This is a genomic window from Streptomyces sp. RLA123 (genome assembly GCF_056270165.1).
In genome coordinates, this window is the sequence record NZ_JBWDOR010000003.1 from 130,637 (window position 1) to 154,338 (window position 23,702).

The following is a 23,702-nucleotide window of genomic DNA, read 5'->3' on the forward strand; positions in this document are numbered from 1 at the left end:
GCAGCCCGGCGACCAGCACGACGGGCAGCCGGGGGCCGTGGGTGTTCATGGTGATCCTTTTCCGTAGCGTCGTTCGAACCGCTGAACGCGGCCCGCGGTGTCCAGGACGCGGGCGGTTCCGATGCAGAAGGGATGGCTCGCGGAGGAGACCTCCACATCGATCACCGGGTAGGTGCGGCCGCCCTCCCACGGGATGGTCCGGTCACTGGTGGCCGTCGACCGGGTCAGGAAGCCGAATCCCGGAGCGCGATCACGGAAGACGACGTGCCGGTACACGGGGTGGATGCCGGGCTTCACGGGGGTCAGCGCTCCTCTCGGAACTCGACGTGGCGACCCGCGCGTGGCGCGACGAAGAGGAGGCCCGACCGAAGACCCCACGCGACGGGGCAGATCAGGCCTCCGGCGCACGGAGGCGAGCTGTGCCTGTGCCGCGACGGCGGCCACCGAGGCGGAGTCGGGGACATCCGAGGGCAGTGCGACGGTGCCGGTGTGAGTGAAGGTGCTGGGTCGCGGACGGTGGCGTGGACCTTCTTGGCACCCCCGGACGTACAGGGACTCGGCCATGGCCCGGCCGATACCTCGGCCGCCTCCGGACGCTTCACCGTCAACGACCCACGGGCGGCGGGAGCCAGCAGTGTCCTGGCAGACCTCCAGGACACGGCGCAGGTGGTCCGGCAGGTGCGAGAACTGTAGGGGTGACCTGCGCGGGGCCCTTCGGCACAAGGAAATGGCACAGGGATCGTAGATTGCCATGGCAACGAACGGATCACGGACCGCTGAAGTGAGCGTCTGGACCGACTCCGTCCCAGATGATGATGATCATGATGTCGAGAGTGCTGATGAGCCCCGCTGTCCACAGGTGCAGGATAGGCGCCGCCCTAACTGCCGCCGCGCTGCTCGCGGTGACCGGATGCAGCAACGGCAATACCGAGAAGCCGGCCTCTACCCCGACTGCGTCATCAACACCCAAGCCTGATGTCAGCCGGGACAATCGAGCCACGCGGGAAGAGATGGCCGCGCTGGAGCGGGCGGTACGCGTCTACACCACTGCGTACTTCGCACCCGACGTCGACTCCGGATACGCGATGTGGTCAACCCGGTGCCGGGTGCCGGGCAGCAAAAGTCAACTTGCTGGGCTCATGGAACGAGCGGAGTCGATGAACTTCGATCACGTTCGGTACAGCGTCAAGCGGTTCTCCGTGGACCGCGTGTCCGGTGCGCACGCAGTCGTAACGTACGGGGTGGGCGACGACCCGAGGTTCGACCTGACCGAGCAATGGGTCCGCGAGGATGGCGGGTGGCGCTATGACCATTGCGAACCCCTCGACGACTACTGACGTTCAACTCACGATGCCGTCAATGGTCGATGCGCTGATGATCGTGCCATGCCGGTCGCAAGCCGACCTCTTTTGGCTCTCGTCGTCTCCGGCGGCACTCCTCGTACGCTCCGGCCATGTACATGAACATCTTTCTGCGGTGACCTGGGATGCCTGGGATGTCTCGCACCGCCCATTGATACGCGAGCCCAGGGAGCGGCGCCGGTGCAGGCCCGCTGTCCGCGGTGGCGGATCGCCGCGCGGGCGGCGTGCAGGATGCGGGGGCCGAGGGCCGGGGCGGGTCAGACCTCGGAGTTGAGCCGACCGGAGCGAAACGGTTCGACCTGGTGGGGCAGGTCGGCGAAGCCTGCTTCTGCGAGCGCTCGGGCGAGTCCCGGCAATGCCGCGATGCGGGCGACGAGGAGCGGGTCGACCTCTATGCGGGCGCGGTCCCCGAGGTCGCGGACGCGGAGGTCCCGCACGTCCACCCCGGCCTCGGTCGTCAGCACCCGAACGGCCCTCTCCGCGCGATCGATGCGGGCCAGGCGGTGAGAGGTGACCTCGATGCCGTAGCGGACACGGCTGGCGAGGCAGGGGGTCGCGGCTTTGTCCCAGGTGGGCAGTGACCAGTGTTTGCTGAGGCGGCGTACGTCCGCCTTCGTCAGGCCGGCGTCGAGGAGCGGTGTCCGGATGCCGCGTTCCCGCCCGGCGCGGATGCCCGGACGGTGGGGATCGGATGCGTCGTCGGCGTTGGTGCCGGTGGCCACGACGTCGACGCCGCGCTCGTGTGCGAGCGCGGTGATGGTGTCCAGCACCTCGGACTTGCAGAAGTAGCAGCGGTCGGGCCCGTTGGCCCGGTATCCGGGCCGGGTCAACTCGTGGGTGCGCGGCGCGAGATGGATGATCCCGAGGTCTTCGGCGAGTCGCCGCGCGCGGGACAGCTCGCCGTCGGCGAGGCTCTCCGAGACGGCGGTGACGGCCAGGACGCGCTCCGGCCCGAGCGCCCGTGCCGCCGCGGCCAGGACCAGGGCGGAGTCGGCGCCGCCCGAGTAGGCGACGGCGAGGGAACCGCCGAGCGCGCGCACGCCGTTCAGCAGCCGGCGTCCAAGGGTGTCGTCACTGTGCACTGTGTTCCTCCTGGCTCGTCACCGTCGCCTCTCCTCGGCTCAGGCGCAGTGCGCGCGCGGCGACGGCGCGCAGGGGCAGACCCAGCGCCGCGGCTGCGGCCACCAGGTCGTCGTGCTCGGGTTTGGCCGCGTACGGACCGTGTTTGACCCGGATGGCGTGTCCGTCGACGTCGACGGTCTCGAAGGCGCGCGGCAGCGCGGTGCGGGTCGCGCTGATCCGCCGGATGCCGAGGGCGCCGGTCTCGGCCAGGACCATGTCGCGCAGCCGTCCTTCGTGGTGCGCGGTGGTGAGGAGGTGCAGGACCTGCGCGGGCCTGCCCTTCTTCATCACCGCGGCGGTCGTCCAGGCGTCAAGGGCACCGGCGTCCAGAAGGCGGGTGATGAGGTGCCCGAGGAGTTCTCCGGTGACGTCGTCGAGGTTGGTCTCCAGGACGACGACTTCCTCGTTCGCCGTGGTCGGGACGGGGTCGCCGAGGGTGACAGAGACGAGGTTGGGCCGGTCGGGCAGGCGGCGCGACCCCACTCCGTAGCCCGTGGCGCCCAGTGTCATGGGGGGCGGCGGGCCGTAGCGGGCGCGGACGGCGCGCAGGATTGCGGCGCCCGTGGGTGTCACCGTCTCCCCGGGAAGGCCGCAGCCCCTGACGGCCGCTCCGGTCAGCAGTGCGAGGGTGGCCGGCGCCGGGCAGGGCAGGACGCCGTGCGCCGAGTTCACCTCGCCGCGGCCGAGCGGCAGGGGCGAGCTGATGACGTCCGTGACGCCGAAGGCGTGCAGGGCCGCGGCGCTGCCGACGATGTCCACGAGGGTGTCGTGCCCGCCGAGTTCGTGCAGATGGACGGTGGCGGGGTCGGCGTCGTGCAGTCTCCCCTCCACCTCGGCGATGGCTGTGAGCGCGGCGACGGCGAGGGTCGCGACGGGCCGGGGAGCGGCCCGGGAGGCCATCTCGATCACCTCGGCGGCGCGCCGCTCGGTGCACGGATCGGTGACCTCCACGCGTACGCGAGTGGCGGCCAGTCCGTGGTCGGTGACGCGTTCGGCCGTCAGGTCCCAGCCGGTCAGCCCGGTGGCGGAGACGGCGGACCGGATCCGGTCGAGCGGTGCCCCCGCGTCGATCAGGGCGCCCAGCAGCATGTCTCCGGCCAGTCCGGTGAACGGGTTGATCCAGCAGATCACTTGACGCCTCCGGGTTCCGCTGTGCCGCGGGACCGGGCGATGCGGTGGACCGCCATGGCTGCCGAGAACCCGGAGTCGATGTTGACCACGGTCACGCCGGCGGCGCAGGAGGCGTGCATGGCGAGCAGTGCGGTCACCCCGTCCAGTGAGGCGCCGTACCCGGTGGAGACCGGCACCGCCACGACGGGGGCGGCCACCAGACCGCCGACGACGCTGGCGAGGGCGCCCTCCATGCCCGCCACGACGATCACCGCGTCCGCGGACCGCAGCAGACCGCGGACCTGCAGCACGCGTTCGAGTCCCGCGACTCCCACGTCGTGCACGGCCGTCGTGTCCAGCCCGACGGCCGTGGCCACAGCGGTGGCTTCGGCGGCCACCGGCCGGTCGGACGTCCCGGCGGCGGCCACCACGAGGGAGAAGCCCGATGCGGCGGCCGGTCGCCAGAGCAGCAGCCGGGCCTCCTCGTCGTACGCCCCGGAGTCCACCCGCCCCAGGACGGCCGCCGCGGTGTCCGGGGCGACGCGGGTGACCAGGACGGGCCCGGTGTTGTGCTCCAGGAGGCCGGTGACGATGCCGCCGATCTGCTCCACGGTCTTGCCGGGGCCGTAGACGACCTCGGGCAGTCCTTGCCGTGCCTCGCGACCGATGTCGACTCGTGCGTATCCCAGGTCCAGTACTTCGTTCACGGCCGGCTCCCCTCGACGTACGGGATGGTCTGCGGACCTTCCGGCAGGACGCACAGGCGGGCCTGCGGGCCCGCGGCGGCCAGCGCTTCGGCGACGGTCGCGGAGACGTCCCGGGTCTGCCGCAGGTGGGCCGCCGCCAGCTCGTCGTCACTGAGGAAGGAGGTGTGCACGATGACCTGACTACCCGACTGGATGCGGGCCTGGATCTGCACCTGCCACTGGTCCGGAATCGTCTCGGTGCGCGCGGAGATCTCGTTCAGGAGCGCCTGCGGGGACGGAGCCGAGGCCAGGACCCGGCGGTAGGAGCCGTGGTCGGGGAAGCCGTCACGGCACTCGGCCGCGCACACGATCGTCCCTCCGGGGCGGACCACCTGGTAGGCCGCCGACATCCCCTTGACCGCCTGGTACAGGTTCTGGTCCAGCGGGAAGCCGGAGTTGGTGGTGACGACCACGTCGAACGGTGCCGGGACCGGGCGCATCGCCACGCGCGCGGCCGCGGCCGTCGCGGCGGCGTGCATCGGCAGCAGATCGCCGCCGAACGCCGCGACGACGTCCTTGTCGCGATTGAGCACCACGTCGAACGCGAAGGTGACGCCCGCGGCCTCCGCGATGGCGCGCACGTCGTCGTGAACCGGGTTTCCGCGGGTGATGCCCCAGGTGGCGCGTGGATCGCCGATCCGGGCCGCGTCGTGCAGGACGAGCACGGTCTCCAGACCCGCCAGGCCGGGGGCCACGAGCTTCGGGCCACCGGAGAACCCGGCGAAGAAGTGGGGTTCGACGAAGCCGGTGGTGATCCGGACGTCCGCCTGCACCCACTCCCGGTTGAGCCACACCGGTACGCCGTCGCCGTGCCTGCCCATCCACGTCAGCTGGGCGGCGTCGCGGGCGTCGTGGTTGACGATCCTCACCGTGTCCGCGATCTCGTCGCCGAACATCGTCCGGAGCTCGGACGCGTCGTTGCCGCGATGGGTGCCCGTCGCCACGAGGATCACGACGTCCTCCCTGCGGACGATGCCGTCCAGCTCGTCCAGCACGGCCGGGATCATCAGGTGCCGGGGCTGCGGCCGGGTGCCGTCGCAGGCCGAGATGGCCACCGTCTGCCCCGGGCGCACCCTCTCGGCCAACGGGGGCCCGGCGACCGGCTCGCGCAGGGCCTTGCGCAGGACGGCCGCCTGGTTCCCGGCCGCCGTGTGGTGGACGGGCTCCACGACGGTGGTCCTGTGCGGATCGACGTCGATGTCGAGCCCTGACTGCCCGTAGGCGAGGCGTACCTTCACCGGGCCTCCTCCACGGCCTCTCCGTCCTGGGCCCGCCCTCGACGGTGCCGCTCGTCCAGGCGGTAGGCGCGTTCCGCCGTCGCGCAGAAGACGTGGGAACGCTCGCCCTCGGTGAGGCCGTCGGTCAGTGCCTCCGCCACGCCGACGACCTCCTCGTACGAGGCAGCCAGCAGGCACACCGGCCAGTCCGAGCCGAACATCACCCGCTCGGGGCCGAAGGCGTCGAGCACCACGTCGGCGTAGGGACGCAGGGCTGCCACGCTCCCATGGTGCCGGCCGGCCTCGGTGACCATGCCCGACAGCTTGCAGAACACGTTGGGAAAGGAGGCCAGTTCGCGGACCAGCGAGGTCCAGGGCTGCAGTTCACCGGCGTCCATGGGGGGTTTTCCCAGATGGTCGAGCACAAAGGTGAGTTCCGGAAGTTCCCGGACAGCTTCGATGGCCGAAGGCAGTTGATGCGGACGGACAAGCAGGTCATAGGCGAGGTCCGCCTGCGCGACCAGGCGCAGACCCCGCTGTACGTCGGGCCGGCTCAGCCAGCGGGGGTCCCGCTCGTCCTGCACGAGGTGCCTGGTGCCCACGAGGAGCTCGCCGCCGGGCGCCGCCCGCAGGGCGTTCAGCGTGCGCGGGAGGCAGTCCGAGGTGAGGTCGACCCAGCCCACGACCCCGGCGACGGTCCCGGCCGTGGAGGCCAGGGTCAGGAAGTCCTCGGTCTCGTCGGCGTCGGGCAGTACCTGGACCAGGATCGTGCGGTCGACGCCCGCTGCCTGGGCCGGCGGCGCCAGGTCCTCCAAGGTGAAGTCCCGCCGCACCGGGGCCATGCCGGGTTCGTCGAGCCACGCGTGCACACGGCGCTGCGGACCGGGACCGGGACCGGGGCCGTGCGTGGGGGACGGGGACGGTGCAGGCCGCCAGACGTGGTGGTGCGCGTCGATCCTGCTCATCGTTCCTCCGCTTCCAGGACGTCGAGCTCCGGCCACAGTTCCTCGGGGATCGTCATCGAGGCGAGCGCGGCGCTCACGGTGATCTCCTGTGCGCTGCGCGCCCCGACGACGACACCGGTGACGGCCGGGTGGCGCAGCGGGAACCGCAGCGCGGCTGCCGCAAGCGGGACACCGTACTCGGCGCAGCGCTCACCGAGGGCCCGGGCGTGACGGAGGACCGCTTCCTGAACCGGCGCGTCGTCGTACACGGCGTCCGGGGCGTCCGGGGCGAGGTTTGCGAGGATGCCGCTGTTGAAGACACCACCGACCAGGACGCCCACGGCGCGTTCGGCGCACGCGGGCAGCAGTTCGTCGGCCGCGCTGCGGTCCAGCAGCGAGTAGCGGCCGGCCACGAGCACGCAATCGAGGTCGGCCTCGGTCACGAAGCGGGTGAGCATCGACGTCTGGTTCATACCCGCGCCTATCGCCCGGACGGCTCCCTCGTCGCGAAGCCGGGCCAGCGCCGGGTAGGCACCGCTCACGGCCTGCTCCCAGCAGTCGTCCGGGTCGTGGATGAAGACGATGTCGAAGGCGTCGAGACCGGAGCGCTCCAGGCTTTCGGCGAGTGAGCGGTAGACGCCGTCGGCACTGTAGTCGCGGACCGTGACGGGCCCGGGTGCGCCGTGGAGGGCCTCGTCTCCCGGGGCCGGCTCCCCCGGTACGGTCAGCCGGCCGACCTTGGTGGACACCGTGGTCTCCGCGCGCGGGTGCCCGGCCCCGGTGAGGAACGCGCCGAGCCGCTGCTCGGCGAGCCCGGCGCCATCGTGCGGGGCGGTGTCGAAGTACCGGATCCCGGCGGCCCAGGCGGCCTTCAGCGTCTCGGTGGCCTGCCGGCCGCCGACGGCCGAGGCGAGGCCGCCCAGCGGCGCGGTGCCGAGCCCGACGCGGCTGACGCTCACGCCGGAGCGTCCCAGAGGCACCCGTTCGGCGTACCAGGGCCGGATCGCGGAGGTCATCACGCCCGCCCGAGGACGTGCCGCTGACCGCTGAGCCGGTCGGTCTCCGCCCTGACGACGTCGCCGGCGCGCAGGAATCCCATCGGGCTGCTCCTCGTCGATGTCACATGCCCGCCGGTGGGCGGCGGGTCCTTGGGCCGGGTCACGGAGCGGACGACGCCGTGCCGGGTCACCGCCGGCCCACCGAGACGTCGCCCGTGGCGCCGGAGTTGGGTTCGAGATGCTCGCGCAGCCACTGTTCGGTGTTGCTGACGTGCAAGAGGGCGGCCGCCTGGGCCAGGGGGGCGTCACCGGCGGCCAGCGCCCGGTGGATCGCCTCGTGTTCGGCGACCGTCCGTGCCGCGGCGTCGTCATCGACCAGGCCACGCCAGACACGGGCTCGCAGTGTCCGCCCGGAGATCCCCTCCAGCAAGGTGGCGAGGGTGGCGTTGCCGGTGGCCGCGACGACGGCACGGTGGAAGGCGGCGTCGTGCTCGTTGAGGCGCTCCACGTCGTCAAGGGCCGCCCGCATCGCCTCCAGATGCCGTTCGACCTCCCGCAGCCCCGCGGCCGAGATCCGCGTGGCGGCGAGACCCGTGGCGATCGGTTCGAACAGCCGGCGCACTTCGGTGAGCTCCAGCAGAGTGTCGCCCCGCAGCAGCTCCACCGCCGAACCGATGCTGCTCAGCAGCACCTCCGGTTCCAGGCTGGTCACATACGTCCCGTCGCCCCGGCGGATCTCCAGCACCCGTGTGACGACCAGCGCTTTCACCGCTTCCCGCATGAGGTTGCGGGACAGGCCCAGCTCCGCTGCCAGTTGCTGCTCGGGCGGCAGTTTGGCGCCGGGCCGCAGCTCGCCCGAGAGGATGAGGTCCCTGATGCGGTCGATCGCCTTGTCGGTCAAAGACATCCGTCTGCTCCCTGCTCGTCGCCCAGGCGGCGGCAGCGTAGCAATACATCCCATCACTGTGGAATACATGGGATGACCCGGACCTCGCGGCCGACGTGAGCCTGTCACGTCATCACAGGTCAGCGGCGTCTCGGAATCCTTTGCCTGCCGGGGGTATGGACATCCGTGCGAGCCGACCCTATAAATCCATCCAATGTCCAACGCTGGTCGCAACGAAGAGAACGTCTCGTTGACACATGAGGACGGGTGGTTGCCATGAAGCGGGGAGTGCGCCGGAGCCTCCGAGCCGGAGGCGCAGGAAGCGATGACTGAGCTGATCACCGCGGTCGAGGCGGTCGACGTGCGGTTCCCCACGTCGCGGGAACTCGACGGTTCCGACGCCATGAATCCCGAACCCGACTACTCGGCCGCCTACGTGACGGTCCGTACGAGTGCCGGGGCGGAGGGATACGGACTCGCCTTCACCGTGGGCCGCGGCAACGAGGTGGAGGTCGCCGCCGTACGGGCCCTGGCCCCGCTGGTCGTCGGACTGCCCGTCGAGGAGGTGCTGGCCGATCTGGGAGGCTTCTCGCGTCGGCTGACCGGCGACAGCCAACTGCGCTGGCTGGGCCCCGAGAAGGGGGCCATTCACATGGCCGCCGCGGCCGTCGTCAACGCCGTCTGGGACCTGTACGGCCGCCGTACCGGCAAGCCGGTCTGGCGGCTGCTCGCCGAGCTCTCCCCGGAGCAGTTGGTCGACCTCGTCGACTTCCGCTACCTCCAGGACGCCCTCACCCGTGACGAGGCGCTGGAGATCCTGCGACGCGCCGAGCCCGGCCGCGCCGGGCGCACCGCGCATCTGCTGGAGCACGGCTACCCGGCGTACACCACGACCCCGGGATGGCTCGGGTACGACGACGAGAAGCTGGTGCGACTGTCCAAGGAAGCGGTCGCCGAGGGCTTCGGGCAGATCAAGCTGAAGGTCGGCGCCGATCGCGAGGCGGACGTACGCCGCATGCGGCTGACGCGCGAGGCGGTCGGCCCGGACGTCAGGATCGCCGTCGACGCAAACCAGGCGTGGGGCGTGCAGCAGGCGATCGACTGGATGGCGGCGCTCACGCCGTACGACCCGTACTGGATCGAGGAGCCCACTTCCCCGGACGACATCCTCGGCCACGCCGCCATCCGCAGGGCGCTGGCGCCGGTCAAGGTCGCCACCGGCGAACACACCCACAACCAGGTGATGTTCAAGCAGCTGCTCCAAGCGGGCGCGCTCGACGTGCTGCAGCTCGACGCCAGCCGCACCGCCGGAGTCACCGAGAACGTCGCCGTACTGCTGCTGGCCGCCAAGTTCGGCGTCCCGGTGTGCCCGCACGCCGGCGGGGTCGGGCTGTGCGAGATGGTGCAGCATCTGGCGATGTTCGACTACGTGGCCGTCAGCGGCACCACCGAGGACCGGGTCATCGAGTACGTCGACCATCTGCACGGGCACTTCACCGACCCGGTCCGCATCCGCGACGGCCGCTACCTGGCGCCCGCCGCTCCCGGTATCGGCGCCGAGCTGCACCCGCGGTCCCTGGAGGACCACCGCTACCCGGACGGCCCCGTGTGGGCCGGGGAGGCCGGCGGATGAGCGCCCCCACGTCCGCGGACCTGAAGGCGCTCGTGACCGGCGGCACCTGCGGCATCGGGCCGGCCGCGGCTCGTCCGCCGGCGTTCCGCGGGGCCAGGGCCGCCTGCCTCGGCCTCACCCCGAACGATGTCCCCGAACCCCTCACCGGCATCCGCGCGGATGTCGCCGCCACGCCGTGGATCGGCCGCCCTCTCGATCGCGCGCCCGACCCCGAAGCCGAACGCACTGCGCTCCGCGCCCGCCGGCCCATGCGCCGCCTCGTCTGTGCGGACGAGGTCGCCACCAACGTCGTCCACCGTCCGAGCCCGTTGTCCGGCTCGGCCACCGGCACGGCCCTCGCCGTCGACGGAGGCACGAAAGGCCTGCGTATCCGCCCGCGCGCCTGATCCCGGCCCTTCCCGGACTCCGGCACGCCCCTCCCACATCCGCCGGCGTACAACCCCGCCCCTGCGACCCACCGGCAAGGAGAACGAGCAATGAAGCTCAGATTCACCCGGCACGCATGCATAGGCGGCCTCGCCGCCCTGACCGCCTTCGCACTCACCGCCTGCGGCGACCCTGGACCCGCGTCGGGCACGGGCGGCGGTTCGGCGGTGATCGGGGTCGACTACCCGCGCTCCGACACCGACTTCTGGAACTCGTACATCAAGTACACCCCCGAGTTCGCCAAGGAACTCGGGCTGGACCTGAAGACCACCAACTCGCAGAACGACGTCGCCAAGCTCACCGCCAACGCGCAGACCTTCATCAGCCAGGGCGTCAAGGGTGTCGCGATGGCGCCTCAGGACACCGCGGCCATCGCGCCGACCCTGGCGCAGATGGAGGCCAAGAAGATCCCGGTCGTCACGGTGGACACCAGGCCCGACACCGGCAACGTCTACATGGTGGTCCGCGCCGACAACCGCGCCTACGGCGAGAAGGCCTGCCAGTTCCTCGGCACGAAGCTGAAGGGCAAAGGCACGGTCGTCATGCTCCAGGGCGACCTCGCCTCGATCAACGGCCGGGACCGCACCGAAGCCTTCAACGAGTGCATGAAGAAGAACTACCCCGCCATCAAGGTCCTCGGTGAAGCCACCAACTGGGACGGGGCGGTCGCGGCGCAGAAGCTCCAGACCGACCTGACCGCGCACCCCGACATCAGGGGTGTCTACATGCAGTCCAGCTTCGCGCTCGCCGGCACCCTTCAGGTGCTCAAGCAGAAGAACCTGCTGGTCGGCCCCGATGACGAGAAGCACGTCTTCATCGTCTCCAACGACGGAATCCCCGAGGAGCTCAAGGACATCACCGCTGGGAAGATCGATGCCACGGTCTCCCAGCCCGCCGACCTGTACGCCAAGTACGCCCTCTCCTACCTCAAGGCGGCGATCGAGGGCAAGAAATTCCAGCCCGGCAAGACCGACCACGACAGCACGATCATCCAGGTCCGCGACGGTCTGCTGGAGGATCAGCTCTCCGCCCCGCTCGTGACCGCGGACGGGGGCACCTTCGGCGGGGTTCCCAGCCTCAAGAGCGACGACCCGTCCCTGTGGGGCAACAACCTCAGCTGACCGGAAGGACGGTACACACCATGGTCACGGCTCACCCCGTCGTCCAGGCGGCAGGGCTGACGAAGCGGTTCGGTTCCACGGTCGCGCTGCACGACGCCGCGATCACGATCAAGCCCGGGGAGACGCACGCGCTCGTGGGCCGCAACGGGGCGGGCAAGTCCACGCTCGTCTCCGTCCTCACCGGCCTGCAGGCACCGGACGAGGGGACGGTGGCCTTCGACGGCGCGCCGGCTCCCCGGCTCGCCGACCGGGATGCCTGGCGCAGGCGGGTGGCATGCGTCTACCAGAAGTCCACCGTCATCCCCCAGCTCACGGTCGCGGAGAACCTCTTCCTGAACCGGCACCGCCGGGGACGGGGTGGCCTGATCAGCTGGCGCACGGTCCGTGACAGGGCACGCGAGGTCCTGCAGACCTGGTCGGTCGACGTGGACGTGCGCACCCCTGCCGGGGAACTGAGCATGGAGCAGCGGCAGTTCGTGGAGATCGCCCGGGCGCTGTCGTTCGGCGCACGCTTCATCATCCTCGACGAGCCCACCGCGCAACTGGACGGATCCGCCATCAACCGGCTGTTCGCGCGGATCCGGGACCTCCAGCGCCAGGGCATCACCTTCCTCTTCATCAGCCACCACTTGCAGGAGGTCTACGAGATCTGCGACATGGTCACGGTGCTTCGCGACGCCCGGCACATCCTCACCGCCCCCGTGGCGGAGCTGCCCCGTGCCGAACTCGTGGCCGCCATGACGGGCGACAGCGCGGACAGGGGCGGTGAAAGGCACCGCCGGCCCGTCGACACCGACTCCCCGGCCGTGCTCGCGGTGGAAGGCGCGGCTGTGCGGGGAACGTACCGCGACGTGTCCTTCCTGATCCGGGGCGGGGAGATCGTCGGTCTCGCCGGCGCTGCCGGCAGCGGCCGTACCGAGGTCGCGGAGACGGTCGTCGGACTCCGGGCCGCCGAAACGGGAACGGTCCGGATCGCGGGGGTCCGGCCGCGGCCGGGCAGCGTCCCCGCCGCGCTGGCCGCGGGTGTGGGGTTCGTCCCGCAGGACCGTCACCACCAGGGACTCGTACCGGAGATGTCCATCGCGGACAACGGGACCCTGACCATCCCTGAACGGCTCGGCCCAGGGGGCCTCATCGACAACCGCCGCCGCGACGCCTACGCCCGCTCCATGATCGACAAGCTGGAGATCAAGACACCGGGGCCGCAGCTGCCCGTCTCCGGACTCTCGGGAGGCAACCAGCAGAAGGTCGTCATGGCCCGGGCCCTGGCCAACGATCCGAAAGTTCTGGTGCTGATCAATCCGACCGCCGGCGTGGACGTGCGGTCCAAGGAGTTCCTCCTCGGCAAGGTCGAGGCGATCGCCGCGTCCGGCACCGGGGTGCTCATCGCCTCCGACGAACTCGACGACCTGCGCACGTGCGACCGGGTCCTGGTGATGTTCCGGGGCCGAGTCGTGGCCGAGAGGGCCGGAGGCTGGCACGACCACGAGCTCGTTGCCGCGATGGAAGGAGTGGACCTCGATGTCTGAGAGTACGGCCGCGGCTGCCGCGAAGGGCCCGGACGGCGGGTCGCCCGACGCCACGGGCGTGCGGCCGGCCGCGGCGACCAGGAGCGGTCACCGGATCGCTCTCGCACGACTGCGCGACCTGGCGCTCGTTCCCGCGATCATCGTGATGGCGATCGTCGGCCAGCTCGTCAACCCGGTATTCCTCCAGGCGGACAACCTGATCAACGTCCTTCAGACGATGTCCGAGACCGCCCTGCTGGTCCTGGCCCAGACCCTGGTGCTGATCGTCAAGAAGATGGACCTCTCCCTGGAGTCCACGATGGGGATCGCACCCGGGGTCGCCGCCTGGCTCACCGTCCCGGCGGGCGCGACGCACGGAATCGGCGTGCTGCCCGGCGGCTGGGCCGTGCCGGTCACCTTGGCGGTGGGTCTGCTGATCGGTGTGGTCAACGCCCTGTTCATCATCCGGTTCGGTCTCAACGGCTTCATCGTCACGCTCGGCATGCTGATCGTGCTGCGCGGTGTCCTGACCGGCATCTCCGGTGGCCAGACGTTCTTCCAGCTGCCGCCGTCGATGCTCTACCTCGGCACCGCCCAGTGGGCGGGCACGCCCGCCTCGGTGTGGATCTGTCTGCTCCTGTTCGCCGCCGGCATCGTGGTGCTCGGTTTCACCAGCTTCGGCCGCTCCCTGTACGCGATCGGCGGCAACGTCGACGCGGCGAAAGCGGCGGGCATCCGTACCGACCGTGTGCTGTGGACCGTCATCGTCGCGGCGAGCGTGCTGGCGGCACTGAGCGGCCTGCTGCTGTCCGGACGCCTCGCCTCGGTGGCCTCCGCCCAGGGCAACGGCTACATCTTCACCGTCTTCGCGGCGGCGGTCATCGGCGGCATCAGCCTCAACGGCGGCAAGGGCACCATGTTCGGAGCCTTCACGGGCATCCTGCTCCTGTTCATGATCCAGAACGTCCTCACCCTCGGTGGCGTCCCCGCGCAGTGGATCGGCGCCCTCAACGGCACGATCATCCTCATCGCCCTGGCGCTGTCCCGCATCACAGGCGGCAGGGCCCAGGAATAGGAACCCTCCGACCGGGCCGAGCCGGGCGACGGCCACCCGCGCGTGCGGACCGCGCCCGCGGTCCCGGGGTGCACTCCTCGGAACCGGCCCGGACACCCGCGACCGAAAGGCATGGCAATCCCATGGAACGAAGAGACTTTCTCGTCGCCTCCGCGGCTGCTACAGCCGCGCTGAGCGCCGGACTCCCGGCCGCCGAGGCCACCGCGGCACCGCATCCCGGTCCGGGAACCGAGCCGCACCCGGCGCCCAAGCCGTCTCCCCTTTCCCTGTGGTACGACAAGCCCGCAGCGCAATGGCTGGAGGCCCTGCCGCTCGGCAACGGCCGTCTCGGCGCGATGGTGTTCGGTGGCGTGAACACCGAGCAACTCCAGCTCAACGAGGACACGCTGTGGGCGGGAGGCCCCTACGAGCCCGCGAACCCCCAGGGCCTGGCCAACCTCGCGGAGATCCGGCGCAGGGTCTTCGCCGGGCAATGGAACTCCGCCCAGAGCCTGATCGACTCGTCCTTCATGGGCAGACCGGTAGGCGAGCTGATGTACCAGACCGTCGGAAACCTGCGCCTGACCATCGCGGGCACCGGCGACGTCACCGACTACCGACGGGAACTGGACCTCGACAGGGGCGTCGCGACCGTGACGTACAACCGCGGCGGGGTCGCGTACCGGCGCGAGGTCTTCGCCAGCCACCCCGATCAGGTGATCGTGGTCCGGCTCACCGCCGGCGGCCCCGGAGGCCCGGGCGGCGCCGGCGGGCTGTCCTTCAGCGCGGCCTTCGACACTCCCCAGCAGGCCGCGACGGACTCTCCGGACCCGCTGACGGCCGCACTGGAAGGCATCGGGCAGACCCGCGAGGGAGTCACCGGACAGGTCCGCTTCCGTGCCCTCGTCCGGGCCCACGCCGACGGCGGCACCGTGCGCAGCGAGAACGGCACGCTCACGGTGACCGGCGCCGATTCGGCGACCCTGCTGGTGTCCGTGGGCACCGGTTACCTCGACTACACGGACGCCTCGGGCGACCACCGTGCCCGCGCCGAGGGCCCGTTGAACGCCGCTGCCTCCGTCCCGTACAAGGAGCTGCGCGCACGGCACGAACGAGACCACCGCGCGCTCTTCGGCCGCGTCCGGCTCGACCTCGGTACCACCGACGCCGCCGGCGCGCCGACCGACCAGCGGGTGGCCGCCTTCGCCGGGGCGGACGACCCGCAATTGATCGCGCTGCACTACCAGTACGGCCGCTACCTGCTCATCGCCTCCTCCCGCCCGGGCACCCAGCCCGCCAACCTTCAGGGCATCTGGAACGACCAGCTCTCGCCGCCCTGGGATTCCAAGTACACGATCAACATCAATACGGAGATGAACTACTGGCCCGCTCCCACCACCAACCTCCTGGAGTGCTGGGAACCGATCTTCGCGCTCCTCGACGACCTGTCCCAGGCCGGGCAGCGGACCGCGCGGGTGCAGTACGGCGCGGACGGCTGGGTGGCGCACCACAACACGGACGCCTGGCGCGGGACCGCGCCCGTCGACGGCGCTTTCTGGGGAATGTGGCCCACCGGCGGCGCCTGGCTGGCGACTTCCGTCTGGGAGCACTACCGCTTCACCGGCGACCGCGACGCCCTGCGCCGCCGCCTGCCCGTGGTCGAGGGGGCGGTCCGCTTCTTCCTCGACTCACTCGTTCCCGACCCCGGTACGGGACACCTCGTCACCTGTCCGTCCGTGTCACCGGAGAACGCCCACCACAACGGTGTGTCGGCGTGCGCCGGGCCGACCATGGACAACCAGATCCTGCGTGACCTCTTCGACGGCTACCTGGCGGCCTGTGACACCCTCGGTGCCGCAAGCCCCTACGTGGAGCGGGTGCGTGCGGCCCGTGACCAGTTGCCTCCCATGAGAATCGGCGCGTTGGGGCAGTTGCAGGAATGGCAGGACGACTGGGACGCCGGCGCCCCGGAGCGGCAGCACCGTCATGTCTCCCACCTGTACGGCCTGCACCCCAGCAACCAGATCACCAAGCGCGGTACGCCGGACCTCTTCCAGGCCGCCCTGAAGACACTGGAGATGCGCGGCGACGCCGGCACGGGCTGGTCCCTCGCCTGGAAGATCAACTTCTGGGCGCGGGCGGAGGACGGCGCCCGCTCCTACAAACTGCTCACCGACCTCCTCACGCCGGCCCGCACCGCGCCGAACCTGTTCGACCTCCACCCGCCGTTCCAGATAGACGGCAACTTCGGTGCCACGGCGGGCGTGACCGAATGGCTGCTCCAGTCGCACACCGACGAGGTCCATCTGCTGCCCGCGCTGCCTCCCCAGCTTCCGGACGGACGCGTCACCGGCTTGCTCGCCCGCGGAGGCCTCACCGTCGATCTCGACTGGCGCGGCGGAGCGCTGTCCCACGCCCGCCTGGCGGCGCGACACGACGGCACCGTCCGGCTGCGCACCGCCGTCCCGGTCGACGTGGACGCCCCCGGTCGCCCGCCCCGCCTCCCTGTGGACCGTCCGGAGGACACCGTCGCGGTGTTCGAGGTCACGGGAGGCCGCGATTACATGATCAAGCCGCACTGACACCACGGGCCGCCGCCCGGGTCGCGGTCACGGCAACCTCGGGTACGGGTGTACTGACGTGTCCCTTGCAGGGGGTTCGGCAGCCGCGCGCACTCGAGTCGCCGTGCCGACCCGGCCGATGCGAGGGGCTCCCGGCCGCTGCGCCGGGGGCCCTCCGAGGTGCACCGCGCCGGCACGACATCCGACATGTGGCCGGGCGGTGGCCGTATTCGACGGCGAGCGGTGAGGGCATCGGCTCCGGCAAGGACGGTGCGGGCGTGGCGGAGCCGCTGCGCGGGCGCGAAAGCGCGGGCGCGATGGTGGCGGCGTACAGCGGCCGGCGAGGCGGCCGACAGGTGCGGGGTACGGTCATCGGCATGCCGCCCATCGGGCACGCCGCCGCGGAGGCGTTGTACCGCGTGATCGATGCCGCCTACGAGCGCCGGTCCGTGATCGTGACCTCGAACCTCCATCCCTCAGGATTCGATTCGATCATGCCGAAGACGCTGGCCACCAGCGGTCAGGGCGTCGTCCCGCCGGACCGGCCGGGCTGACCCCGGCCCTCCATCAGACGGGCTCCGGCAGATGACCGAGGTGCTTGATGACGCGCTCACGCAGAAGGAGGTACTCCTCCCAGCGGCGCGGCAGAGGACCCGGCGGGCGCTCGACGACACGCGCAGCGATGACGGTCTGTCCGAGCTGGAACTGCTCGCGCGTCAGGTCGAGTTCGACACCGCTGGGCAGCCGGTTCCACCAGTGGAAGCCGTGCTGGGTCCCGTCGAGGTGCACCTCACCGACTATGAGATCACCGCCGAAGACGTCGTTGACGACCAAGGCCGTGATGTCACAGTGCCCCCAGGCCGGGTTGCCAGGCTGCCAGTCGGCCTGGTCATCGGGGGAACATGTGTCGGCGGCCCAACTGGCACGCAGGGCTCCGTCGAGATCGAGCAGGTTCCAAGGGATCATGCCGCCAGGATCACAGCCACCACTGACATCGCAGATGGCACAGGAGCCGCGAGCCCCCGACGGGACAGAACTCGCGCAAGCCGCCGATCGGGCGACAAATAGTCACACCGGACAGGCAGATCAACGGTCCGCCGGCAAGGACTTGAGTCGTCCGCCCACCCGGATGTCGCACTGTCCGTGGACATCCCGTGTACCCATCCTGCGCGATAGGGGCGAGACGACGATCAAGGTGCCCAGTCCTGTCACGCAGGGCGCTATCACGGCGAGCTTCGTGAACCCCTGTCACCAGGCGACGCCAAGCCGACGGAGGCCCCTGCGACGAGCACCGTGAGACCTCGCCGCGGGATGCCGCCCCTTGGAGCTCATGTCGCGGTCATCGCCGAAGTGCTCACAGGCGCGGTTCCGCGGCCCGTTCTTCAGCTCGGCCGGGCGGACGCTTTGCCCTTGTTCAAGGCCGCCCCGCCGTGGCCGGTGCTGCGGTCTGCGGATACAGCACCGCGAAGATCCGTTCGAAGCGCGCCGTCATGTCGTCGGCGCTCTGCTCGGGGTGGTGGCGCCACCAGGCGACCGCGGCGCTCACGGTCCCGTACCACAGGTGGGTGGCGAGGTCGGTGTCGAGCGGCTCGCCCGCTTTCGGAGAGCCGAGGAACTCGGCTACGCCGACCGCGCCGAGACGGTTCAGCTCCTGACGATAGACGACAGCCGCCGCGTGGAGGGGTCCGTCGGCCGGCAGTGTCGCGTCATAGACGAGAGCCCAGTCATCGACACGGGACTCCAGCCTCCGGAAGATGGCCTCAAGGGTGCGAGCGGCACGCGTGATGTCGGACGGCCCCTCCTGCGCCGCGGCGACGGCTTCAACGAGGTGGGATCCGGCGTCCTCCAGGCACGTCAGGTAGAGGCCGTCCTTGGAACCGAAGTACTCGTAGATCATGGGCTTGCTGATTCCGGCATGCGCTGCCACCGCGGCGGTCGACCCGCGTGCGTAGCCCTTGGCGCCGAACTCGTGTGCCGCCGCGTCCAGGATCAGCCTCTCCCGGTCCGCGCGGGGCATGCCCTTGGTCCCGACCGTGCGGACGGCCTTCTCCTGCTTGTTCATGGTCCCATCCTATGCCAAAGTGACCGGCAGGTAATTTACCCAGCATTCAGATCGGTGGTGCGGCATTGGGCAGTAACACGCGATCGTGGTGGGGATGGGGAAACGTCGAGGACGCGGTGACGGGCGCGGAGCGTGCGGAGATCACCCGGCGTACCGCGGAGATGCTGCCGGGCGCCGACCTGACGGTGCACCAGGCCCCGCCGATCGCATCGTTCGGAGTGGGGGCGAGCCGCGTCCAGGCGCCGCCGGCCCTGGCCTCGATCGCGTCCGCCGATGTACGCGACCGGCTCGTGCACAGCCACGGGCAGGCGTTCCGCGATGTCGTGAGGGCGCTGCTGGGGCGCCTGCCCCACGTGCCCGACCTCGTGGTGCGCCCGACCTCCGAGGCACAGGTCGTCGATCTCCTGGACTGGTGCAGTGACGCCAACATCGCGGCCATTCCCTTCGGCGGTGGTTCCTCGGTGGTGGGAGGCGTCGAACCAAGGGTGGGCGACGCCTACGCCGGGGTGGTCAGCTTGGACATGGGCGCGATGGACCAGGTTTTGGAGATCGACCGCACCAGCCGGGCCGCCCTCGTCCAGGCAGGGGTCTTCGGCCCTCACCTGGAGGACCAGCTGCGGCCCCAGGGCTACAGCTTGAGGTTCTTCCCCCAGTCGTTCGAGTTCTCCACCCTCGGCGGCTGGCTGGCCACCCGCGCCGGCGGCCACTTCGCAACGAACCTCACCCACATCGACGACCTGACCGAATCGATGCGGGTCATCGCTCCCAGCGGGATCCTCGAGTCCCGCCGTCTCCCGGGCTCAGGGGCCGGGCCGTCCCCCGACCGGATGTTCCTCGGCTCGGAGGGATCGCTCGGCGTCATCACCCAAGCCTGGGTCCGCCTCCAGGACCGGCCACGGTGGCGTGCGGGAGCTTCGGCGGGCTTCGCCGACTACGACGCGGGCGTACGCGCGGTGCGTGCCCTGTCGCAGTCCGGCCTGAACCCCGCCAACTGCCGCCTCCTGGACCCCATGGAGGCGTTCATCAACGCCGGCGCCCCGAGCGCCGTCCTGGTACTCGGCTTCGAATCCGCCGACCACCCCGTCGACGCCTCGATGGGACGCGCGCTGGAGCTGTGCAGGGACCACGGGGGCACCCTGACCGAGGAACCGCGCTACGCCGACACCGCGGAGCAGGACGTACGGACCGGGGCCGCCGGCAGCTGGCGCAACTCCTTCTTGCGCATGCCCTACCAGCGGGACGCTCTCGCCGCTCAGGGCATGATCGTGGAGACGTTCGAGACGGCCTGCACCTGGGACCGGTTCGACACCCTGCGCGCCGCCGTCAACGCCGCTGCCCAGGACGCCATGCGCCAGGTCGGCGCGGAAGGCGTCGTGACCTGCCGCTTCACCCACGTCTACCCCGATGGTCCGGCCCCGTACTTCGGTATCTACGCCGCGGGGAAGTGGGGTAGGACGGTTGAGCAGTGGGACGAGATCAAGCAGGCGGTCTCTGAGGCACTGATCAGCGGCGGGGCGACCATCACCCATCATCACGCGGTGGGGCGCGACCACCGCCCGTGGTACGACCGCCAGCGCCCCGACCTGTTCGCCGCCGCCCTGCAGGCCGGCAAGACGGTCCTGGACCCGGCCGGAATCCTCAACCCCGGCGTTGTCATCGATCCATCGGGTTCCAGCCGCGATTCACACGGCCGACGTGTCGACAACGCGCCCGGCGGATGACCGTCGCGACGCCGCCGGTTCTGGCGGGCACCACCGGGTAAACGTCCCAGGCTGTCCCCTCCCCCGGCCGGCGTGACCCCGGCGGCCGAGGCCGGGAATGCGCAGGACCTCGGCCATGGCGCCGATGTCGCTCCGGCACGGCACCGCGTCCGGCCATGCCGTCCGGCGATGTCTGCGAGGCGCTCCCGAGAGGCCGTCCCAGCCGCTACCTGGAGCGTGCGGAGGTGGGCGGGTCCGCTCGTACGACCTCCGCGGCAGGGACGTGGTGCGGACGCAGACCCAGCACCAGGCCGAGGATCAGCACGGTGATGCCCAGCCATACCGACGGACTGGGCATGCCGCTGCCCGAGATGCTGCCGACGGCCGCCGCGGCGAGCGGCGCGATGCCGGTGAGCAGTCCGGCCCGCCCGGATCCGACGGCGCGGACCGTCGAGTACCACAGGACGAAGGCGACCGCCGTCACCATCAACGCCAGATAGCCGATGGCGGCCCACGCGGTACCGGACAACTCCCCCACCGCCGGGGGGCCTTCGCAGGCCGCGGCGAGAACGGTCAGTAGCGCGGCGGCCATCCACATCGCGTGCACGGACACCCCCCACGGGGAGTGCCGCCGCAGAACCGGTACCGCGAGAAGGGTGAAGGCGGCCTCGCAGACCAGGGCCAGCGCCGCCCAAGCCACCCCGACGGCGTCGGTGCGACCCGTTCCCTCCACCAGTACCGCTCCCGTCACGACCACCGGGGCCGCCAACAGCAGCTGCCGGCTGGGCCGGCGCCGCTCCAGCGCCGGGCCCACCACCGCGAGGACCACCGGTACGCACGCGACCGCGACGGCAACCACCGCGGGCTCGGCATGGCCGACCCCCCGGACCACGGCTACGTTGAACAGCACCAGACCGGTGACAGCGATCCCGGCGAGCCACAGCCACTCCCGCCCCCGCGGCCACACCAGCCGTGTGCCGGCGAGCCGGGCGACGACCAGAAGGATCACCGTGGCGATCGCATAGCGAACCGCCTGCGGGGTGAACAGCGGGGCGTCCACGAGGGTGTGCGAAACGGTGACGCTGCTGCCGACCAGCGCCATCCCGAGCATGCCGGGCACGAGTGGGGCGAAGGGAGCGGAAGGTGTGTGCATACCCCTCACGCTGCCCGCACAATGGACGTCATGGACAGGTCCACAGAGGCGTTGGTGGAGGGGTCCAAACAGACGGCGGATCCAGCGGACAAGGTGCCGGACCGCGGTATTTCACCGGGCTCGGACTTCCTGCAGCTGGAGATCGGCCAGGTACCCGCAGGCGGGCGCACCGCCTGGCTCACGGACCGGCTGCGGTCCGCCATCGCCGACGGCCGGCTGCGAGTCGGAGCGAGGCTGCCCGCCAGCCGGGTCCTGGCGGAGGAGCTGCACGTCACCAGGGGCGTGGTCACCGAGGCCTACCGGCGGCTCGCCGAGTCGGGGCAGATCGCCGGTCGCGGCCGACTCGGGACGGTGGTCGTCGCGGCTCCCGCCGCTCCCCCCGGACGCGCACCCGACAAGCCCGGGACCGGAGCCGGATCCGGGGCCGCGCTCTTCGACTCGGGCGACCGCGAAGGCGTCGTCGACATGCTGCGGGCCATGCCCTGCCGCATCGACCTGTCACCGGGTGTCCCCGACCTCGCCGCCTTCCCGCGCTCCGGGTGGCTGCGCGCCGAGCGTGCCATCCTCGCGGACGCCGCCCCGGCCGACTTCGGCTACGGCGATCCCAGGGGCGCGCCCGCCCTGCGCCGAGCGGTCGTGGGCTGGCTGGCGCGCAACCGTGGCATCCGCGCCGACCCCGAGGAGGTCGTGGTGGTCGCGGGTGTGGCGCAGGCTCTGAGCCTGCTCGCGCGGCTTCTGCTCGCGGACGGCATCCGCCGTATCGCCGTCGAGGACCCCGGATCCCTCGGGGCACGCCAGCAGTTGGAGTACGGAGGCCACTCGATCGTGCCCATCCGTGTGGACGCGGGTGGCCTCGACGTCGGTGCGCTGCGTGCCAGTGGCGCCCGGGCGGTACTGCTGACCCCGGCCCACCAGTTCCCGACCGGTGTCGTCCTCGACGGGGAACGCCGCCGAGAGCTGCTGGGCTGGGCCGCCGAGGGCGGGGTGGTGATCGAGGACGACTACGACGCCGAGCACCGCTACGACCGGCCGCCGGTGCCGGCGCTGCGCTCGTTGATGCCCGAGGGGGTCTGCTACGCGGGCAGCGTCTCCAAACTGCTCGCGCCCGCACTCCGCATCGGATGGCTCCTCGTACCGCCGGACCGGCTGGACGCCGTCGTGACGGCCAAGCGGTACGCCGACCTGGGCAACGGCGTCCTCACTCAGCTGGTCCTCGCCCGGCTGATGGACTCCGGCGAGCTGGAACGGCATCTGCGCCATGTCCGAGGGCGCCACCGCCGGCGCCGGGACGTGATGCTGAAGGCCATCAAGGAGCACTTCCCCGGTGCCCACGTGCACGGGACAGCCGCCGGACTGCACCTCATGGTCACCTTCAGCGACCCGCCCGACGCCGCCCGCGACCCCGACCTGTGCGACGGCGCGCTCGCGGCGGCGGCCCTCGACCGGGGTGTGAAGGTACATCCGCTCTCCTGGCACCGCATCGGCCCCGGGCCGCCCGGCCTGGTACTCGGCTACGCGGCGGGATCCGCTCACGACATCGAGCAGGGCATCGCCACCATCGGTGCCGCCCTGCGCGGGCTTGTTCCCTGACGCCTGTGCAACTCAAGGATCAGGACGGTCAGCCGGCCCCGAAACGCGGCGGGCCTGCGTGACCGGTCTTGGCGTCGACGTGTCGGCCCCGTACCCGTCGGCCTGGGTACGGGCCCGATCGGCAAGCAGCTGCCACGCCCCCTCCCCTCAGGCCGATCCACAGGAACTGAGCACTGTTCCGCTGCACTCGGCCGCCGCAGCATCGTCATCGGATCAGCTCGCTGTTCCGGTCACCGGCGCCCTGGAAGAGCAGGCCGTCCCGCCGTCCAGGGCGGCGCACCCGCCAGTGTTGTCGCCGTCGCCACCACAACACTCGTGGAACCCCTGGATCGCGTGTTCACGATGAAGACCATCCATCAAGGTGTCTCCCCCAAGCGCAGGCCCTGCGCATCGCCCCCGCCTGCCGGCCCACCCTCGTCGCCCCTACCGGGGGCACCTGCGCCGACGCCGGGCCCGGAAACCGGCCGTCCCAGTCACCCACCTCCTCGGAGAGATCCGGGAGTTGGGCGA

The 23,702-nt window shown here is 71.1% G+C and carries 22 protein-coding genes; 10 read left to right on the plus strand and 12 right to left on the minus strand.

What is annotated here, in order from left to right:
- Positions 1–45: 45 nt before the first annotated feature.
- Positions 46–297, minus strand: a complete 252-nt coding sequence (locus RV983_RS00835; RefSeq protein ID WP_475983808.1) for a type B 50S ribosomal protein L31 — start codon at positions 295–297, stop codon at positions 46–48.
- A 512-nt stretch (positions 298–809) separates the two neighbouring features.
- Here RV983_RS00835 and RV983_RS00840 point away from each other — a divergent pair.
- On the plus strand, positions 810–1,337 hold the full coding sequence (locus tag RV983_RS00840) for a hypothetical protein (RefSeq protein WP_475983809.1): 528 nt from the start codon (positions 810–812) through the stop codon (positions 1,335–1,337).
- A 281-nt stretch (positions 1,338–1,618) separates the two neighbouring features.
- Here the strand turns inward: RV983_RS00840 and larE are convergent, their stop codons facing one another.
- The 8 genes from larE to RV983_RS00880 are packed head-to-tail and all read right to left on the minus strand — an operon-like array spanning position 1,619 to position 8,405.
- Entirely contained in the window at positions 1,619–2,443 is an 825-nt protein-coding gene (larE, locus tag RV983_RS00845; RefSeq protein ID WP_475983810.1) for an ATP-dependent sacrificial sulfur transferase LarE, read from the minus strand.
- A complete protein-coding gene (gene larC / locus RV983_RS00850) occupies positions 2,433–3,614 on the minus strand; it encodes a nickel pincer cofactor biosynthesis protein LarC (protein WP_475983811.1) in 1,182 nt (393 codons plus the stop codon). Before larC ends, larE begins: the two co-directional genes overlap by 11 nt.
- Positions 3,611–4,300 carry a nickel pincer cofactor biosynthesis protein LarB gene (gene larB, locus RV983_RS00855; RefSeq protein ID WP_475983812.1) on the minus strand — a complete coding sequence of 230 codons (690 nt, stop codon included), beginning with the start codon at positions 4,298–4,300 and terminating at the stop codon, positions 3,611–3,613. The genes larC and larB overlap by 4 nt, the downstream gene beginning before the upstream one ends.
- The gene (gene larA / locus RV983_RS00860) at positions 4,297–5,577 is read right to left on the minus strand and encodes a nickel-dependent lactate racemase (RefSeq protein WP_475983813.1); all 1,281 of its coding nucleotides are present in this window, start codon (positions 5,575–5,577) and stop codon (positions 4,297–4,299) included. The genes larB and larA overlap by 4 nt, the downstream gene beginning before the upstream one ends.
- Positions 5,574–6,521, minus strand: a complete 948-nt coding sequence (locus tag RV983_RS00865) for an amidohydrolase family protein (protein ID WP_475983814.1) — start codon at positions 6,519–6,521, stop codon at positions 5,574–5,576. The genes larA and RV983_RS00865 overlap by 4 nt, the downstream gene beginning before the upstream one ends.
- Positions 6,518–7,516, minus strand: a complete 999-nt coding sequence (locus tag RV983_RS00870) for an aldo/keto reductase (protein ID WP_475983815.1) — start codon at positions 7,514–7,516, stop codon at positions 6,518–6,520. The genes RV983_RS00865 and RV983_RS00870 overlap by 4 nt, the downstream gene beginning before the upstream one ends.
- Positions 7,516–7,689, minus strand: a complete 174-nt coding sequence (locus RV983_RS00875; protein WP_475983816.1) for a hypothetical protein — start codon at positions 7,687–7,689, stop codon at positions 7,516–7,518. Before RV983_RS00875 ends, RV983_RS00870 begins: the two co-directional genes overlap by 1 nt.
- Positions 7,686–8,405, minus strand: coding sequence for a FadR/GntR family transcriptional regulator (locus tag RV983_RS00880; protein WP_475983817.1), 720 nt, complete (start codon positions 8,403–8,405; stop codon positions 7,686–7,688). Before RV983_RS00880 ends, RV983_RS00875 begins: the two co-directional genes overlap by 4 nt.
- Before the next feature lie 304 nt (positions 8,406–8,709).
- Between RV983_RS00880 and RV983_RS00885 the strand changes: the two genes are divergently transcribed.
- The 7 genes from RV983_RS00885 to RV983_RS00915 all read left to right on the plus strand — a co-directional run bounded on the left by RV983_RS00885 (position 8,710) and on the right by RV983_RS00915 (position 17,241).
- On the plus strand, positions 8,710–10,017 hold the full coding sequence (locus RV983_RS00885) for an enolase C-terminal domain-like protein (protein ID WP_475983818.1): 1,308 nt from the start codon (positions 8,710–8,712) through the stop codon (positions 10,015–10,017).
- Complete coding sequence (locus RV983_RS00890; protein ID WP_475983819.1) at positions 10,014–10,403, plus strand: hypothetical protein; 390 nt, start codon at positions 10,014–10,016, stop codon at positions 10,401–10,403. The genes RV983_RS00885 and RV983_RS00890 overlap by 4 nt, the downstream gene beginning before the upstream one ends.
- Before the next feature lie 90 nt (positions 10,404–10,493).
- On the plus strand, positions 10,494–11,564 hold the full coding sequence (locus tag RV983_RS00895; protein ID WP_475983820.1) for a sugar ABC transporter substrate-binding protein: 1,071 nt from the start codon (positions 10,494–10,496) through the stop codon (positions 11,562–11,564).
- A 20-nt stretch (positions 11,565–11,584) separates the two neighbouring features.
- Entirely contained in the window at positions 11,585–13,093 is a 1,509-nt protein-coding gene (locus RV983_RS00900; protein ID WP_475983821.1) for a sugar ABC transporter ATP-binding protein, read from the plus strand.
- Complete coding sequence (locus tag RV983_RS00905; RefSeq protein WP_475983822.1) at positions 13,086–14,147, plus strand: ABC transporter permease; 1,062 nt, start codon at positions 13,086–13,088, stop codon at positions 14,145–14,147. The genes RV983_RS00900 and RV983_RS00905 overlap by 8 nt, the downstream gene beginning before the upstream one ends.
- A gap of 122 nt (positions 14,148–14,269) precedes the next feature.
- Positions 14,270–16,708, plus strand: a complete 2,439-nt coding sequence (locus RV983_RS00910) for a glycoside hydrolase family 95 protein (protein WP_475983823.1) — start codon at positions 14,270–14,272, stop codon at positions 16,706–16,708.
- 188 nt (positions 16,709–16,896) lie between these two features.
- Complete coding sequence (locus RV983_RS00915; RefSeq protein ID WP_475983824.1) at positions 16,897–17,241, plus strand: hypothetical protein; 345 nt, start codon at positions 16,897–16,899, stop codon at positions 17,239–17,241.
- A gap of 13 nt (positions 17,242–17,254) precedes the next feature.
- Here RV983_RS00915 and RV983_RS00920 read toward each other — a convergent pair whose 3' ends face one another.
- Together RV983_RS00920 and RV983_RS00925 are read right to left on the minus strand one after the other, a co-directional pair.
- Positions 17,255–17,653 carry a YunG family protein gene (locus tag RV983_RS00920; RefSeq protein ID WP_475983825.1) on the minus strand — a complete coding sequence of 133 codons (399 nt, stop codon included), beginning with the start codon at positions 17,651–17,653 and terminating at the stop codon, positions 17,255–17,257.
- Positions 17,654–18,101: 448 nt separating this feature from the next.
- Positions 18,102–18,749, minus strand: a complete 648-nt coding sequence (locus RV983_RS00925; protein ID WP_475983826.1) for a TetR/AcrR family transcriptional regulator — start codon at positions 18,747–18,749, stop codon at positions 18,102–18,104.
- 65 nt (positions 18,750–18,814) lie between these two features.
- On the opposite strand from RV983_RS00925, the gene RV983_RS00930 reads away from it, so the two are divergent.
- The gene (locus tag RV983_RS00930; RefSeq protein ID WP_475983827.1) at positions 18,815–20,470 is read left to right on the plus strand and encodes an FAD-binding oxidoreductase; all 1,656 of its coding nucleotides are present in this window, start codon (positions 18,815–18,817) and stop codon (positions 20,468–20,470) included.
- 205 nt (positions 20,471–20,675) lie between these two features.
- Here the strand turns inward: RV983_RS00930 and RV983_RS00935 are convergent, their stop codons facing one another.
- Positions 20,676–21,602 (minus strand): DMT family transporter, encoded by a 927-nt coding sequence (locus tag RV983_RS00935; RefSeq protein WP_475983828.1) that lies wholly within the window; start codon positions 21,600–21,602, stop codon positions 20,676–20,678.
- Positions 21,603–21,623: 21 nt separating this feature from the next.
- On the opposite strand from RV983_RS00935, the gene pdxR reads away from it, so the two are divergent.
- Positions 21,624–23,192 (plus strand): MocR-like pyridoxine biosynthesis transcription factor PdxR, encoded by a 1,569-nt coding sequence (gene pdxR / locus RV983_RS00940; protein WP_475983829.1) that lies wholly within the window; start codon positions 21,624–21,626, stop codon positions 23,190–23,192.
- The last annotated feature ends 510 nt before the right edge of the window (positions 23,193–23,702 follow it).